General features: G+C 33.0%; 13 protein-coding genes. 5 read left to right on the top strand and 8 right to left on the bottom strand.

Annotated features, from left to right (window positions below; translation table 11 throughout):
* Positions 1-90: 90 nt before the first annotated feature.
* Genes ASF10_RS17995 through ASF10_RS17985 form a run of 3 tightly spaced genes read right to left on the bottom strand, consistent with a single transcriptional unit; the run spans position 91 to position 1,722 of the window.
* On the bottom strand, positions 91-933 hold the full coding sequence (locus tag ASF10_RS17995; protein ID WP_056252278.1) for a FecR family protein: 843 nt from the start codon (positions 931-933) through the stop codon (positions 91-93).
* A gap of 11 nt (positions 934-944) precedes the next feature.
* Entirely contained in the window at positions 945-1,154 is a 210-nt protein-coding gene (locus tag ASF10_RS17990; RefSeq protein ID WP_056252022.1) for a hypothetical protein, read from the bottom strand.
* A 46-nt stretch (positions 1,155-1,200) separates the two neighbouring features.
* Positions 1,201-1,722: an RNA polymerase sigma factor gene (locus tag ASF10_RS17985; protein ID WP_056252019.1), complete on the bottom strand. Its 522-nt coding sequence runs from the start codon at positions 1,720-1,722 to the stop codon at positions 1,201-1,203.
* 329 nt (positions 1,723-2,051) lie between these two features.
* Here ASF10_RS17985 and ASF10_RS17980 point away from each other — a divergent pair, with 329 nt between their 5' ends.
* A complete protein-coding gene (locus ASF10_RS17980) occupies positions 2,052-2,837 on the top strand; it encodes a hypothetical protein (protein ID WP_056252017.1) in 786 nt (261 codons plus the stop codon).
* Positions 2,838-2,909: 72 nt separating this feature from the next.
* On the opposite strand, the gene ASF10_RS17975 is transcribed toward ASF10_RS17980, so the two are convergent.
* On the bottom strand, positions 2,910-3,554 hold the full coding sequence (locus ASF10_RS17975) for a GNAT family N-acetyltransferase (RefSeq protein ID WP_117611389.1): 645 nt from the start codon (positions 3,552-3,554) through the stop codon (positions 2,910-2,912).
* Between the two features lie 410 nt (positions 3,555-3,964).
* Between ASF10_RS17975 and ASF10_RS17970 the strand changes: the two genes are divergently transcribed.
* Positions 3,965-5,299 (top strand): lytic transglycosylase domain-containing protein, encoded by a 1,335-nt coding sequence (locus ASF10_RS17970; protein ID WP_056252014.1) that lies wholly within the window; start codon positions 3,965-3,967, stop codon positions 5,297-5,299.
* Between the two features lie 156 nt (positions 5,300-5,455).
* Here ASF10_RS17970 and ASF10_RS17965 read toward each other — a convergent pair whose 3' ends face one another.
* Positions 5,456-6,484, bottom strand: a complete 1,029-nt coding sequence (locus tag ASF10_RS17965) for a rod shape-determining protein (protein WP_056252011.1) — start codon at positions 6,482-6,484, stop codon at positions 5,456-5,458.
* A 289-nt stretch (positions 6,485-6,773) separates the two neighbouring features.
* Positions 6,774-9,008, bottom strand: coding sequence for a DUF6055 domain-containing protein (locus ASF10_RS17960; RefSeq protein WP_056252008.1), 2,235 nt, complete (start codon positions 9,006-9,008; stop codon positions 6,774-6,776).
* A 520-nt stretch (positions 9,009-9,528) separates the two neighbouring features.
* On the opposite strand from ASF10_RS17960, the gene ASF10_RS17955 reads away from it, so the two are divergent.
* The 3 genes from ASF10_RS17955 to ASF10_RS17945 all read left to right on the top strand — a co-directional run bounded on the left by ASF10_RS17955 (position 9,529) and on the right by ASF10_RS17945 (position 12,842).
* On the top strand, positions 9,529-9,912 hold the full coding sequence (locus ASF10_RS17955; protein ID WP_056252006.1) for a hypothetical protein: 384 nt from the start codon (positions 9,529-9,531) through the stop codon (positions 9,910-9,912).
* Between the two features lie 223 nt (positions 9,913-10,135).
* Positions 10,136-10,873 carry a hypothetical protein gene (locus ASF10_RS17950; protein WP_056252003.1) on the top strand — a complete coding sequence of 246 codons (738 nt, stop codon included), beginning with the start codon at positions 10,136-10,138 and terminating at the stop codon, positions 10,871-10,873.
* Positions 10,874-11,300: 427 nt separating this feature from the next.
* Positions 11,301-12,842, top strand: coding sequence for a hypothetical protein (locus ASF10_RS17945; RefSeq protein WP_056252001.1), 1,542 nt, complete (start codon positions 11,301-11,303; stop codon positions 12,840-12,842).
* An 84-nt stretch (positions 12,843-12,926) separates the two neighbouring features.
* Here ASF10_RS17945 and ASF10_RS17940 read toward each other — a convergent pair whose 3' ends face one another.
* Positions 12,927-13,310, bottom strand: coding sequence for a GreA/GreB family elongation factor (locus ASF10_RS17940; protein ID WP_056251998.1), 384 nt, complete (start codon positions 13,308-13,310; stop codon positions 12,927-12,929).
* A 479-nt stretch (positions 13,311-13,789) separates the two neighbouring features.
* Entirely contained in the window at positions 13,790-14,890 is a 1,101-nt protein-coding gene (locus tag ASF10_RS17935; RefSeq protein WP_056251995.1) for an SDR family oxidoreductase, read from the bottom strand.
* Positions 14,891-14,972 lie beyond the last annotated feature (82 nt).

The raw sequence follows: 14,972 nt of genomic DNA, 5'->3' as shown, positions 1-14,972 counted from the left end.
GTATTTTTGATATTATTAAATAGATAGTTTTATACTATCCTGAATATGGGAAGGATGTTTAGTTTCGCGGCTAGGACATCCTTTTCTTTTCTATTGAAAAGTAATCTGCTTTAGATTGTCATTTACTACATAGTTTAGGTTATACATTTCTGATATTAATTCGATTATCGTATTTAAATCTTCTTTTTTGTTTATTCTCACCGTAATTCTCTGGTTGTAATATTCCTTTGGGATTGTTACATGATATCCGTAATTAGACTCGATATAAGTATTTACAACACTTAGTTTTTCGTTCTCAAAATCTACAAACCTGTTAAAATCAGTTACCAGAGCTGTATTGTTGCCGTATGTAAATTTTTCTCCGGGTTTCAATATCCATTTTTTGTTCTGGTCTTTTACAGTCATTTCAACGCTTCCTTCATAAAGTGCGACCGTAACTTCTTCACGATTATTTTCGGTAACGGTAAAAGAAGTTCCTAAAACCGTTGTTGTAGTTTCATTGCAAAAAACCTGAAAAGGGTGTTTTTTATCTTTTTTAACTTTAAAATAAGCTTCTCCAAAAACTTCAATCTTTCTGTTGCTTCCAAAATTATTAGCATAGACAATTTTAGAATTCGGACTCAGTTCTACTTTCGAACTATCCGGTAAGGCAATGTATTTTATTACCGAAGACGTATTTTCGATTATATTTTCTGTAAGCTTAATTTCAGTATTTACAGAAGATTTATTAAAATACAGTCCGGTCCCAATAAGACCAAAAACCAATACTGCCGCAGCTGCATAATAACGCCATGGTTTATTTTTTTGCTTTTTCGACGAGAATGCTTTTGACTGGAATTCCTGCCAGGAAATCTCTTTCTCGCTATCAGAATGTGAAATGGGAGTTTCATCCCAGATTTTTTTCAACTCTTCTTCTAATTTATTTTCGTCCATATCTTTTGATACTAAAGTTTTTGACAATAAAATCCCTGTTTATTAAAAACACCATAAACCATTTCCTTAATATCCCTGTTGGTTTCGATTTTTAGAACACGATCGTTATTCTCTAAATCAAAATTCATGATACAATCAGAAATGATGAACTGCAGAAGTACTACAATAAATTTTGCATCCTCCTTTGTAGTAACATCAGTTTTATAAGACTCAATATGCATTTTATGTTTCCGTTTATATCTATAACAAACGAGAAACTAAAAGTTCCTAATGCTCTTCGATTTTTTTTCGAATAAATTTACTGGCGAGATAAATATGATTGGCAATAGTTTTTTCAGAAAGATCTGTAATTGCTGCAATCTCCTTATAGCTAAGGTTTTCCAGTTTATGTAAAGTAAATATTTTTTGTTGCTGTTCAGGAAGTTGATTAATGAAATTATATAATTTTTCTTTTCTCTCTTCAAAAATTCCTGTTTCAGTATCTTCCTGTTCCATTTCGAACGGCAAGGTATCAAGCTGAATTATTTTATTTTCGCGGTTAACGTGATTGATAATAATGTTCTTGCATATGGTAAACAATTGTTTATCAAACAACACTTCTTCATTAAGCAATTCTCTTTTATTATAAAGTCTCAAAAAAGTTTCCTGAACAAAATCTTGTGGGGTTAAAACGGTAAAATCAAATCGTTTGGCAATGTTTATCAGTTTATCGTAGTAGTTGAGATATGCTTCTTTGAAAGAAACCTCATTACCTTTTTTTAAACTTAAAATAAACTTCTTGTTGTCCATAACGTAAATACGATGATTAGTCTTAACTTAAATTACCTAATAATATTGTATTTTAAATTGGTCGTTAAAACGTAGACTTAGTTACCTTTTTTTGATAAAACATTTAAGACGCAAAGAACAGAAATTTTATTTAAAGATAACCGAACCTGAAAAGTATTGTCTGAAAAAATCATGTTTTTTCCTTTAACATTTACTTTAAAACAGTTTATTTTTCGATTTTTTTTACCCAAAAACTTAATTCTTTTTTTGTTATTTTTGATTCACTAAAAAAATATAAAACCCATCAAAAAGAGACCGTTAAAGCCGGAAACATTTTTATAAACCTTCAAATGAAACAGAAATTTTTACTATTAATTTTAACGGCACTTTTGGTTTCCTGCAAAGACAGTCCAAAACAAGAAACCAATTCTACAAAGCCAAAAAACACCAATCAAGAAGCAAAAAATACAGTTTCTAAAGTCGCAGATTCATCAAAAACTGCTGTTTATTTTATAAAGTCAAAAAAGACAGCTGCCACAAATGAACTTAGAAAATACATTACAGAAAAAATTGAAAGTGTCGAAAGTGTCGACTTTACAGGCGATAAAGTTCCTGACTATATTTGCAAAACCACAATTGATACTTTAGGAATTGGAAACGAATACTGGATTTCATCTGAATACAAAACAATAAAAAAGGTAAAATACTATGGAGATGGTTTTTCTTATCGCTGGTTTATAAATTTAGATCATGATCCAGAACCTGAAATGTTTGTTGCAAATGGTGACGAAGATGGAGCGGATTACACAATTATGGATCAAAATTTAGTTTCAGGAAAAGACAGCATCTTACTGTATATTAATCCTGTACTAATCGAAAATCAAAAAAAATATTGGGGTTATCCGTGGGACATTCAAAATATAATAGCACGAAAAAACGGAAGCAATATTGAATTGTTTTGTTCCTTAAACCATCAAATAATTAGAGATGGAAACGAAGAATCTGATCCTGAATTTCAGAAACAAATGCCGGTATTATTTTTCACCGGACATCATACACAAGAAAGCGGAAAAATGGGCATTAAAGACGAAAAATGGCTGTCATTGCAAGAAATTATTAAACAATCCAAAAGATAAATTTTTTAGCCTTTATAGAATCGAATCCCATTTACAACAAATGGGATTTTTTATTTTTTATTAAATATGTATTTACAAAATATCTAAACTCTTCTTTTTAGGCTTATAAAGCATTGCTGTACACAAACAGTTTTTTCTTTCCTTACTGATTAATATCGGGCAATTGACGCACGATTTGCAGTTGTCCCAGAAAAGTTCGTCTGTGGTCAACTCAGAATATGTGACGGGTTCAAAACCAAGTTCGTGATTCATTTTCATTACTGCAAGACCAGTTGTTAAACTAAATATGCTTGCTTCCGGATATTTTTGACGGCTTAATTCAAAAATTTTTCTCTTAATATTTTTTGCAAGACCGGTATGTCTGAATTGCGGCGCTACAATCAATCCGGAATTAGAAACAAATTGTCCATTATCCCAAGACGAGATAAAAGAAAACCCTGCCCATTTTCCGTCTGACGAAAAAGCAATAATTGCATCTCCATTTTTCATTTTTTTTTCCAGTAATTCAGCAGATCGTCCAGAAATACCAGTTCCTCTCGCTAAAGCCGATGATAACGTAGTTTCGCAAATTTCTTTTAGCCAAAAAATATGGCTTGAATTGGTAATTTCAATCTTAAAATCAGGTAATTGCTCAGATATAGGATTTTCGATTAATATTGCTTTTTCTAAGATGGAATCAGGTAAAGAAAAATCTTTTGTAAGTTGCTGGGTTTTCATATTTAAGGTGTCGCATTTCCGGTTTTATTAATAATACCAAATAACTACTGTTTGGAAACACATAAGACTATTGCCAAATTACATACCAATGCTAATATCCCCGTGAAATTTTAAGTTACAAACCTTCTATATAACTGATTAACAAACGGTAATCATTATTTGTGATTTTTTGACTGCTTTATCAAAATGATACGATTTTATCATTTTGATGCATCCCTCCTATTTTTATTTAAAACCAAATAACTGTTTGTTTTAGCAAAGAAACTCAGAGTAATAAAAGTCTGATTATGACACTATAACAACTTTTACTGGTTACCGTAGAGACAAATGAATGGTACTTTTGCATCGTTCTAATAAAGAGCTATTTACGCAAGTAATAAGCTATAAAACAACACATTAACTATTGAAATATGAAAACTAAAAATATCACACTCTACTTTTATATCTTATTTTTAATTCCCTTTTTTACGCAGGCAGTTGCTCAAAACAAAGTAGCTAAAGTAAAAGACAATAATACTTTTTACCTGGATTCTATAAAAAAGACATTTGTCAAAAATAAAATGACTGCACGTGTTGACAGTTTATGGATGAAAGAATTAACCAGTCTGGATAATTTTAATGCTTTTTCTACTGATATTGAAAACATTACAGACCAAAAAGTAGATCTGGAATTGCCTACTGAATTACTGAAAGCGAGATTAGCCGAAATGAATTCTAAATCTCCTTTTAATATTGAATACAACGAACAGCTTGAAAATGTTATAAAGTCGTTTCTTAAATACAGAAAAAAATCCTTTGGACGTTTAATGGCTATTTCTGAATATTATTTTCCTTTGTTTGAAGAAGCATTGACTAAAGAAAATATTCCGTTAGAGATTAAGTATTTAGCCGTAGTTGAGTCAGCTTTAAATCCAAAAGCAGTTTCAAAAATGGGCGCAACCGGACTTTGGCAGTTTATGTATCATACCGGAAAACAATACAAACTAAAAATCGATTCTTATGTAGATGAACGACATGATCCCTTAAAATCGACTGAGGCTGCCGCAAAATATATGACGAGTATGTATAAAGCTTTTGGTGACTGGGATTTAGTTTTAGCAGCTTATAATTCAGGACCCGGAAATGTTTCTAAAGCAATTAACCGTTCCGGCGGACAAAGAAATTACTGGAACATCAGAAAACAACTTCCCAAAGAAACACAAGGTTATATTCCTGCTTTTCTGGCTACAATGTATCTTTATGAATACCATGCAGAACATGGGATTAAGCCGGAAAAAGCGCTGGTAAAACATTTTGCCACAGATACAATCATGATTAAAAAGAAAATGAGTTTTAAACAAATTTCTGATTTAATCGACATTCCAATAGCGCAATTAGAATTGCTAAACCCTTCTTATAAACTAAACGTAATTCCGGTTTATGACAATCAAAACCATTATTTAAGATTGCCTCAGGATAAAATTGCTGTTTTTACTTCAAACGAAGATAAAATCTATGCATATGCAGCTCATCAATCTGGTTTGCGTGAGAAACCTTTATATACTTCAATGGCAATTGCCGCTGTAAATACAGGTTCTAAAAACACCAAAACGATTGATAAAACAACGTATTATACCATAAAAAAAGGAGATACTTTGGGCAGTATTGCAAGAAAATATGCTGTTTCTGTTTCTGACTTAAAAAAGTGGAACAAGATAAACGGAGATATGCTTGCATTAGGAAAAAACTTAAAAGTAACGAAATAGGAACCATAATTCAGATTTCTTTCATCGCAAGTTTTTCCCCAAAAGTTTGCCTGAATTTAAACAATCTGATTATAGCAAGTTCCATAAATAACCCGACAGTCCAACACTTGGAATATACTGTCGGGTTTTATTATTTTCCAGAATTTAATAGTTATTCTATTTTACCAAAACACTTTTGTATCTGGGTATATCTTTTAAGACAATACCGGTACCTCTAACCACAGCTCTCAAAGGATCTTCGGCAATATAAACGGGTAAATCTGTTTTTTGTGAAATCCTTTTATCAAGACCACGCAACATCGCTCCTCCTCCGGCAAGATACAATCCTGTATTATAAATATCTGCGGCAAGTTCCGGCGGCGTCATAGAAAGCGTTACCATAATTGCATCTTCAATTCGCAATATCGATTTATCGAGCGCTCTGGCAATTTCCCTAAAAGTAATCCTTACCTCTTTAGGTTTACCTGTAAGCAAATCCCTTCCTCGAACCATGATATCTTCCGGCGGATATTCCAGCTCTTCTGTAGCAGCGCCAACCTCAATTTTTATCATCTCTGCAGAAGCGTCTCCAATATACAAGTTGTGCTGTGTACGCATGTAAAACAAAATGTCATTGGTAAAAACATCTCCGGCAATTTTTATAGATTTATCACAAATTATTCCTCCAAGAGCAATAACGGCAATTTCTGTAGTTCCTCCTCCAATATCTACTATGATATTTCCTTTTGGCAGCATAACATCCAGACCAATCCCAATAGCGGCAGCCATAGGTTCATGAATCAAAAATACTTCTTTACCATTTACACGTTCGCAAGACTCTTTTACAGCTCTCATTTCAACCTCAGTAATACCACTCGGGATACACACAACCATTCGTAATGCAGGAGTAAAAAAGCTTTTCTTTATTTCAGGTATGTTTCTTATAAACCAGCTGATCATTTTTTCTGAGGCATCAAAATCTGCAATAACCCCGTCTTTAAGTGGTCGGATGGTTTTAATATTCTCGTGTGTTTTACCTTGCATTAAACTTGCCTCTTTACCAACGGCAATAATTTTTCCGTTTCTAATATCTCTGGCTACAATCGATGGACTGTCTACTACAATTTTTCCGTCATAAATTATTAAGGTATTCGCAGTTCCCAAATCCATAGCTATCTCCACTATCATAAAATCAAATAAGCCCATAAATATAGTTTTGTTTAAGAACGTTGATTATTGTTGTTTTATTCTCTCTAAATAAGAAAAATCGAATGTACCTATAAAAATCCCGTAACTGTCACAATATTTAAGTTATTGTATATCAAGACACAAATTATATTAAACACCAATCTTTCGAATTAAAAAAAAGAATCCTAAATTTTTCTTAAAGTAAAAATGAACTCAATTTACGTGGAATATTTTCAAATTAAAAAGTCGAAAAAAAAAGCCCTTTCAAATAAAATTGAAAGGGCTGATTTCTTAAAATACTAACTCGTTATTGCTTGATAAATGTTTTATTTACAACCGTATTTCCTGTTTGAATGCGCAACAAATAAACTCCTTTTACCAATTGACTGCAATTGTACGGAATATCAATTCTGCCCACTTCATAAGTCTGGTTTGTAATAACGTTTAACTTACGTCCGTTTATGTCAAATAATGAAATCGTAACCTTTTGAAGCTCAGTTTGCATAAACGAAATATTTATGTTTCCTGATGTTGGGTTTGGATAAACACTTAAATCAACTTGCTCATCCAGAATTGAATTTGTGGCACTTAATGTTGCGGCTGCCGTACAAGTAGGTGTCGTACTAAAAGCCATTGTTGCGGCTGAAAAATTTGTAAAAGCAGGATTTATATCTATATTAGAAACATCGCTCGCGCCTTTGCCGTCACATTCTGCACGTCCGTTTCTCCAGTAAGGAAACTGAAGATAAACACCAGCAGTAGAACAGCTTCCTATTTCTGCATCACCGCCTACAACAACAGATCCGCCAAAATTTCCGGCAAACAACATCGCATTTCCTTTTATATTTGCTGTGTTTGCTACTGATCCACCTTCCATCCAGGCATTTCCTTCTACAATAGCATTACTTGATAAAGTAGCATTATAGACACACGCATTATCCCTTACAATTGCATTTCCTGAAATTGTACCTCCGTCAACCATTGCGTATCCATCTATACGCGCATTTCCTGAGATTGTACCACGTCTTACAATTGCATACGGTCCAACATAAACAGAGGCTGCAACACTTGCAGTATTCGATATCCATCCTCCGCCATTGCTATGAATACGTCCATTTGTTTTAAGGAATTTTCTAAAGTCAGCCGCCGGTTGAAAACCTTCAGGAGTTGCATTTGCAATTTTTAGTTCATAAGGATATCTTCTTTGTTTTGGATAACCAACATCCATATTGTAGTTTACATGCACTTTTGGAGCCGAAAATACGACTAGAAAAATTCCTGCTTCAGTAGTTGAATTCAGTTCAAACGATGCTTCTCCATCTGTGTTATACATTGGACTGTAACGAGATACAGTTCCATCTGCTTTTGTAGTCACAAATCCGTAACGCCATCCAGCCTGCGTTGGGTTAACCTCTGTGTGACCTTTAAATTTTACACTTACTTTTTTCTGAGTTCCGGTACAAGTTGGGTATAACGGAATTATATTCATACCGTAATCCTGAGGTGCCCAGTCATTATTGGTATAATACTGATCTGTTGTACCTTCTACCTTTGTTAATAATGTATATTGCCTGCTGGTATATCGAGGCATATTGTTTTTTATAAGTGTATGTGTATTTCGTATTGTTTTTCCAAAATTACTAGTTGCGTTTATTTGGGAATTCCATTGAATAGGATAATCAAATGCTGGTTGTCTTTGGGCATATCCCCAGAGATAATCGTTAAGCTGTTCCTGAGAAAATCCTTTAAGTCTTTTTATGGTTTCAAGAGGATGTTCCTGATTTTTAGATTCTGCCCACATTCTTCTTGTAAAATCAAAACCTTCTTTTTCCTGCACATAATACATCAAATGAAAATTAGTGTAATGATGACGATTAGACGACCACATAAAATGTCGGGTTTGTATCCATCTGGTTAACGTTCCGTCGATTTCTGCCCATTTCGCATACGCCTGAGCACGCATAAAATTAGCATGCCCTTCATAAAACGGACTTGCCCAGTCATAACCGGCAAAAGCAGTTCCGTTACCCGGATTTTCCTGAATACCCATCATCATTTGCAGCGTGTGAGCAAACTCATGCGATAATGCACCGCCATCTCTGGTTGCTTCAGGATGCACGAACATAGCGCCAATAGTATTACTAAAAGAACTCGCCTGCGCAAATGCCTCTAAACGCGGATCTGTAGAGTTCCAGGTATTCATCATCATGATGATGATTTTGTACTTGCCAAAATTTGTTGTTGGCGCATTATTGATAAATTTTAAATCGGTTATATACCTCTTAAAACTGTGCTCAAGAGTATCTGCAACAGATTTTGGCGTAAAACGCAATGCCGCATCAGCATATGCCGCAGGATTGGTACCTACTTTATCGCCCCAATAGACGACAAAATTCGTAGACTCGTATTTTCTGGTATTCGAGACATTGTTATAAAATTCATTGTTAGGGTTACTCCATTCTGTAGGTGTGAACAGCGTTTTTTGTCCCATTGCAAAATAACTGCAAAGAAAAAGGACGACTTGTAATAAAAGTTTTTTCATATATTAATTTATTTGGGGGTTTAATTACTTATCAAAAATCTTCTTTCACTTAATCAAAAGACACTTATAACATCACTCCCAAATTGCAAACTAATTGCAAACTAATTGCAAATACAATCCTCATAAAAACGACTTTTAATTATTCTTTTAAACTTTCTTAAAATCTGGTTTAAAACAAACTATAATACTTTAAATGTAAATGCAACATTTAAAATAAAAGTTGCGAATATACGTATTAATATAAATTAAAAAAGAAAAATAAATCGACTAAGTGCAAATTAATACGACGAAAGGTAAATTTCATAAAGAAAACTATAATTCATGTTCCTGAATATTTAGGATAAATCCCTAATAAGACTACTATTATTAGGACAGAAAAAGATTTTTAAAAACTAATTAAAGCTACCTACTAATTATGCAACTATAAATTATTTTTCTGTAATAAGAACCAACTCCTTCTAAAGTAAATTTGTAAATATCAACTTGATAGAAATAGAAATTAATTTAAAAAAACAGCGTTATGGAAAAGCAAAACAACAACGAATATGGACAGACAGATCCAGATTTTATTGATCAAAATACGCTAGTTGATGGAAATAACATTGAAAGCGACGATCAATTTAAGCACAATCCAACTACTGAAAATAGTACAGAATTTGGCGAAAGCGATCCTGATTATATAGACCAAAATACATTGGTTGATACTGATAATTATGCCAGAGATGAAGATCCATACCAATATCAGGAAGGATATATCGAAGAGCTTAAAAATACAGGAAACGATATTGAAAACAATTCCAATAGCAATTCTGGTAAAACGGAAGTTCAGGAAAAAAATACCAATAAAGATTCAGAGATCAACAATCTTAAAAAGAATAATCAGCCTGACGAAAATCAGGAATAACTGGATTATTACAAGATCAACATAAAAAAGGCATGCTTAACGCGTGCCTTTTTTGTATTTAAAAATGTTTCAAAACGAGGATTACAATACTACTTTCTGTAATTTGTCTTTTTCTAAAACTCCTAAGAAACTTAAAATCCTTACATTTACGCCGTGGCTGACAAAATTGTGTCCTAATAAGTAATTTAAGCACCGTTAAGCCAATTAATTTTAAGCAGTCAAGATGGAAAAACATACTGTATCAGTAGCATCGTTACCCTTAGATGATAATACAATATCGAATAGTCAAATAAAAAAAGCTGATTTAGTACCGAATCCGGAATCTCAGCTTGATTCTATGGAAAGTAAAGAAACCCCAATTTGGGATTCTAGTATTCCGTTTAGGGATTTGACAAATACTGCGACTAAAAAAGAAAGCATTGCCCAATTAATTGATAAACTGGATGTCGAAAAAAACCTCAGATATCAAAGAACTGTAGAAGACACATATTGCAATGTATACTCTTATGATTATTGCTATTTTTCTAAAGTATATCTCCCAACAGTTTGGTGGACACCGGAATGTCTCGAAAAAGTTTTACAAGGAGAAGAAGTAGAAGCTGTTTTCGAACAAACCGTAGATCGCATTTATTCCAGCGCCATTCATGATTGGTTCTTAGAATGGGGCGTTAGTTTTGGCTGGGAAAGAATGTTTAGTCTTGATGAAATTCAAAATAAAGTAAATGAAAATGGCGGTGTTGGAATAATTTGCGCCAAAAGAAGAGAAAAAGGACTTTCCGGACATATTGTTCCGGTTGTTCCTGAAACAAATTTACACAAAGCATATCGCGAGAATGGCGTAGTAGTTTATCCCTTGCAATCACAGGCAGGAAAACTAAACTACAACTACTTTGCAGAGGTTAGAAAAGACTGGTGGAATGATGAATTATATTCCTCACACGTGTTTTATTATCATGAATAAAAATACAATTATCCGAATTGTTGAAACATTCAAAAAAAAATATTGATTATCAACGAGTTAACCACTTGGAAATAACATAATAAAAAACTACTTTTGCAACTTAGAAAAAACAAGGATAGCAAAAGCAGTGATTTAGCTATTCTCGTGCTTAAATTATTGATACAAAAGTGATTAATAACGCTAGTAATTTTATAAGCCTTTTATAAAATTTTACTTCTTAATTGAACTTTCAGTCGATAAAAGTGCAAAAATCTAAAATATAAATTCCTATATTTTTAAAAGTAAACGAAAACTTTTATAATGGAGGCAACAATATGCTTAATCCGTTATAGGTTTCCTGTCTCTGATTTTAACAGATTGGATTTTATATTTCCGAATAAAAATAACTTTAGAATTAAATAACCTTAAAAAAAGAAAGTAAGTATAAATGAAAGACAATCAGACAAAAAAATATTATTGGGGAATAGGATTGGAAAACGAAACCTACATGCAATTTGAAGAATCCCTAATAGTTTCTGGTGAGTTTATACAAGAAAAAATTGGTTTTGAGAAATACAGTATTGATTATAGAAAGTGTTATAAACCGGAAAGCTTAGCTCCTATTTTGAAAAAAGCTTTTGGTTTAAATGAAAACTATAAGGTAAGCCGAATGATGAACAGTCACTCGCTGGAAAAACTGGATATCAATTACCAGCACAAAACAATCGCGCCCATAAAGCCATTAATCGATACCGAAACTGGTGAAGTAAGCGCACAACCTACTGAAAATCCTGAATATTTAGGAAAATCGATCATGGAGCTTTTCCTTGAAGATCAGCCATATAATATTCAAAGTATGATTACCCAACGAAACAAAACGATGGGTTCTGTACATTTTGATGGTGATTCTATCGAGTTTGTAACCAAATATTTTGAAAACAGAACAATTGCTGAATCCTGCAAAGAACTTAAGGCTACAAAAAAGTTATTCCTTGATAAAATCAATGAATCATCAGTTTTAAACGGAAAATTAAATTTTCCGGATTACAACAACGGGCTTAATATGTTCATGACAAATCAGGAAAACCTGGTTTTGTTCAATAACGGGACATACCATTTTCATATTACTTTACCATCATTAACAGAAGACAGCAGAATTGTTGACTATAATGATTTTGAAAAAACCCACGCAAACGCCATTTATTTATTGCAGTGGTTTGAGCCATTCTTTATTGCAACTCTTGGAAGTCCGGATATTATGGGCGTAATAAGTGACAAATACAGTCTGGATAAAAAATTCACTCTTGGATCGATGCGTAATGCCATGTCAAGATATATAGGTGTAGGAACGTACAATAAGGCAATGCCAAAAGGTAAAATCCTGACGTATAATGTTGATGATTTTAGAAAATTACTAAAATTCGGAAAAGAAGAAAATATTTGGTGGCGCGATCAGATCGAAGCAGATATGGAATATGAAATGTTATCTGAATTAGGTCTTGATTTTAATCAGGAAAAAATGTACCAAAGTGGTTTTGAATTCAGAAGCTTTGATGAGTTTCCGGCTGAATACCTGAATGATGTTCTTTTTTCTATTATTTTAATTTGTGAGCATTCCTTAAATCTGCCTGATGTACAATGGGCACATGATAGTAAAGCCTGGAATAATCTTGTTTTTAAAACGCTGAAAATGGGATATTCAACAGAAATTAATGCAGATGAAAAACAGGAAGTTTTAGATTTATTACATTTATTGAATCCGTCAGATCCTAATTACAATACATTAAAATCAGAATTTGAAGCAATCGTTTTATTAGATGAATTCTTCTTTAAAATTCTGGCTGTTTTGCACGATATGTACAAAGACAATAATATTTGTTTGGATGCCATGTACGGACAAAAAACAAGTTCTCCACCTAAATGGGATAACTTTAATAAATACCAAACAGAAAGACATTTACAGCAAATAGGTTCTTTTTGTGATAATTAAAATTTAAAAAGCTAATTATTATAGATACAAAAAATCCCATAGAGAAATTTTCTTTATGGGATTTTTTTAATTTTAAGAAGTGTCTTAAGCGACCTCTTCTACTTTTAATATTTCAAGTTTCAGATGTCCTTTTTTTGCAGGCCATTCTACCACATTACCTTCTTTATATCCTACCATTGCTATCCCTTCATCAGAAAGAATAGAAATTTTGTTTTTACTTACTTTATTTCTCTCAGGACCTACAAACACAACCGTTTTTTCTTCATTGGTTGCACAATCTTTATAAGTTACTCTTCTATTTACAGAAACAATATCTTCCGGTAAATCTCTTCTTAGTACCTGTGTGGCTTTTTTAAGTTCATGAAGCAATAATACTTCTTCTTCTACTGTTACTTTCTTTCTTCTTACGTGATCTTTGATTAAATCGTATATTCCTGTTGTTAAAATGATATTTTGTAATTGTGACATAACTTTCTGTTTGCTCCAATTTCATAGGTAGAATAATAACTCATCACTAAATTGCTTATAGCCCTTGTGTAAATTTGAATTCAATGATATCCTAATCCTAAATGAAAGTTGAAGATTAAATAATTGAGCAGTCTAAATGAAGGAATCCCTGTCCAGAGTTTTGACAGGGCTTAATAAATAAACTCCTTAGAGCTTTTTAAGAAAGTATCGTCATGCAAATATAATAACGTGCCCATAAGGCGCATCAAGTGATTATTTGTTAAATAAAAATTTGAAATAGTCATTAGTACTTGCTTTTAATATTGCGCAAGATAGCTCTTTTTTTGAAAGAAAAAACCTAAATAAAAGTTAATGGCATAATACTGAAGATTTATAAATAATATAAAACCCCTATTTAATAATATAAAAGCGGGACAAAGAAAGTCTTTTCCTTGTCCCGCTTTTATCTATGACAACTTAAAAATTATCTAATTAATTTTTCAAGGTATAATTTTATCGTTTCGTAACTGCGTAAACAGTTCAAAAAAGGAATCTTTGGTATCTTTATAAGTTGCAAAACCCAATTTTCTGCTTCTTGACATATCTGTCATAACTTCTAAAGGACGGCTTAAATCAAGATCTGTATGCCAGGCAGATGCGAGCTGCCCCAAATCGTCTTCTATTAATTGATGTTCTCTTGCAATTGATTTCCAGATAGCATTTTTTTCATTTAACACACTTTCAAGCGGTTTTACGGTTCCGTTATATCCTTCAAATTCAATATCAAACCATTCTGCTATTTTTGGCCACAGCCATTTCCATCTAAAAACGTCTCCGTTTGTGATGTTAAAAGCCTGATTGTGAGCTTCAGGATTTGTAGCAGACCAGATAATTTGTTCAGCCAGAACTTTAGCATCCGTAACATCAGATACCCCGTTCCATTGCGCATCAGAACCCGGCCATATAAACGGAGTTCCCTCCTGCTTACAAATACTGGCATAAACCGCTAATGTTGTGCCCATATTCATGGCGTTCCCAATCGTTTTACCAATTAGCGTGTGTGGTCTGTGTATATTCCAGGTAAAACCATCTCTTGCAGCAGCTTCATAAACTTCATCTTCTTGTGCATAATAAAAATTAGGCAAGTCTAATCTGGGCTGTTCTTCTCTTAATGGTGTTTCCGGCAAAGTTCCGGCCGTAGCATAAGCATCAAATGGTCCTAAATAATGTTTTAAACCTGTAACTAACGAAACATGTTTTACTGATTTTTTAGGAGATAATGCGTTCAGTAAATTTCGAACCATAGCGCTATTAACCCTGATGTTTTCTTCTTCAGTATCATTTCGCATCCATGTTGTAAAAAAAACATGTGTAGGCTTACAATCAATTAAGGCAACCTCTAATGATTTGGTATCCAGTAAATCAGCAGCAATTGAATGTAAACCCTTAATATCATTTTTCGGATTTCGGGAAAGTCCATAGACTGTCCATCCGTTCTCCAGAAGTTTTATTGCAAGATTACTTCCTGCAATACCGGTTGCCCCTACTACTAAGGCTATATTTCCGGTTGTTTCTTGTATTGGTGTTTTTTTAGAATCCATAAGTAATTATTTTTTACAAAATTACTTCACAAACCATATTCAGAAAGATGACCTGAAACAAGAAATTCGCTTGATCTAAATC

It is taken from the genome of Flavobacterium sp. Leaf82 (assembly GCF_001422725.1).
In the GTDB taxonomy this organism is placed as follows: domain Bacteria; phylum Bacteroidota; class Bacteroidia; order Flavobacteriales; family Flavobacteriaceae; genus Flavobacterium.
The sequence above is the reverse complement of the archived record's forward strand: the minus strand, read 5'-3'. Positions and strand labels throughout refer to the sequence as shown.

Excerpts from the sequence above, each read along its gene's own strand:
- ASF10_RS17995 (WP_056252278.1), bottom strand. The coding sequence starts at position 933 with ATGGACGAAAATAAATTAGAAGAAGAGTTGAAAAAAATCTGGGATGAA.
- ASF10_RS17990 (WP_056252022.1), bottom strand. The coding sequence starts at position 1,154 with ATGCATATTGAGTCTTATAAAACTGATGTTACTACAAAGGAGGATGCA.
- ASF10_RS17985 (WP_056252019.1), bottom strand. The coding sequence starts at position 1,722 with ATGGACAACAAGAAGTTTATTTTAAGTTTAAAAAAAGGTAATGAGGTT.
- ASF10_RS17980 (WP_056252017.1), top strand. The coding sequence starts at position 2,052 with ATGAAACAGAAATTTTTACTATTAATTTTAACGGCACTTTTGGTTTCC.
- ASF10_RS17975 (WP_117611389.1), bottom strand. The coding sequence starts at position 3,554 with ATGAAAACCCAGCAACTTACAAAAGATTTTTCTTTACCTGATTCCATC.
- ASF10_RS17970 (WP_056252014.1), top strand. The coding sequence starts at position 3,965 with ATGAAAACTAAAAATATCACACTCTACTTTTATATCTTATTTTTAATT.
- ASF10_RS17965 (WP_056252011.1), bottom strand. The coding sequence starts at position 6,484 with ATGGGCTTATTTGATTTTATGATAGTGGAGATAGCTATGGATTTGGGA.
- ASF10_RS17960 (WP_056252008.1), bottom strand. The coding sequence starts at position 9,008 with ATGAAAAAACTTTTATTACAAGTCGTCCTTTTTCTTTGCAGTTATTTT.
- ASF10_RS17955 (WP_056252006.1), top strand. The coding sequence starts at position 9,529 with ATGGAAAAGCAAAACAACAACGAATATGGACAGACAGATCCAGATTTT.
- ASF10_RS17950 (WP_056252003.1), top strand. The coding sequence starts at position 10,136 with ATGGAAAAACATACTGTATCAGTAGCATCGTTACCCTTAGATGATAAT.
- ASF10_RS17945 (WP_056252001.1), top strand. The coding sequence starts at position 11,301 with ATGAAAGACAATCAGACAAAAAAATATTATTGGGGAATAGGATTGGAA.
- ASF10_RS17940 (WP_056251998.1), bottom strand. The coding sequence starts at position 13,310 with ATGTCACAATTACAAAATATCATTTTAACAACAGGAATATACGATTTA.
- ASF10_RS17935 (WP_056251995.1), bottom strand. The coding sequence starts at position 14,890 with ATGGATTCTAAAAAAACACCAATACAAGAAACAACCGGAAATATAGCC.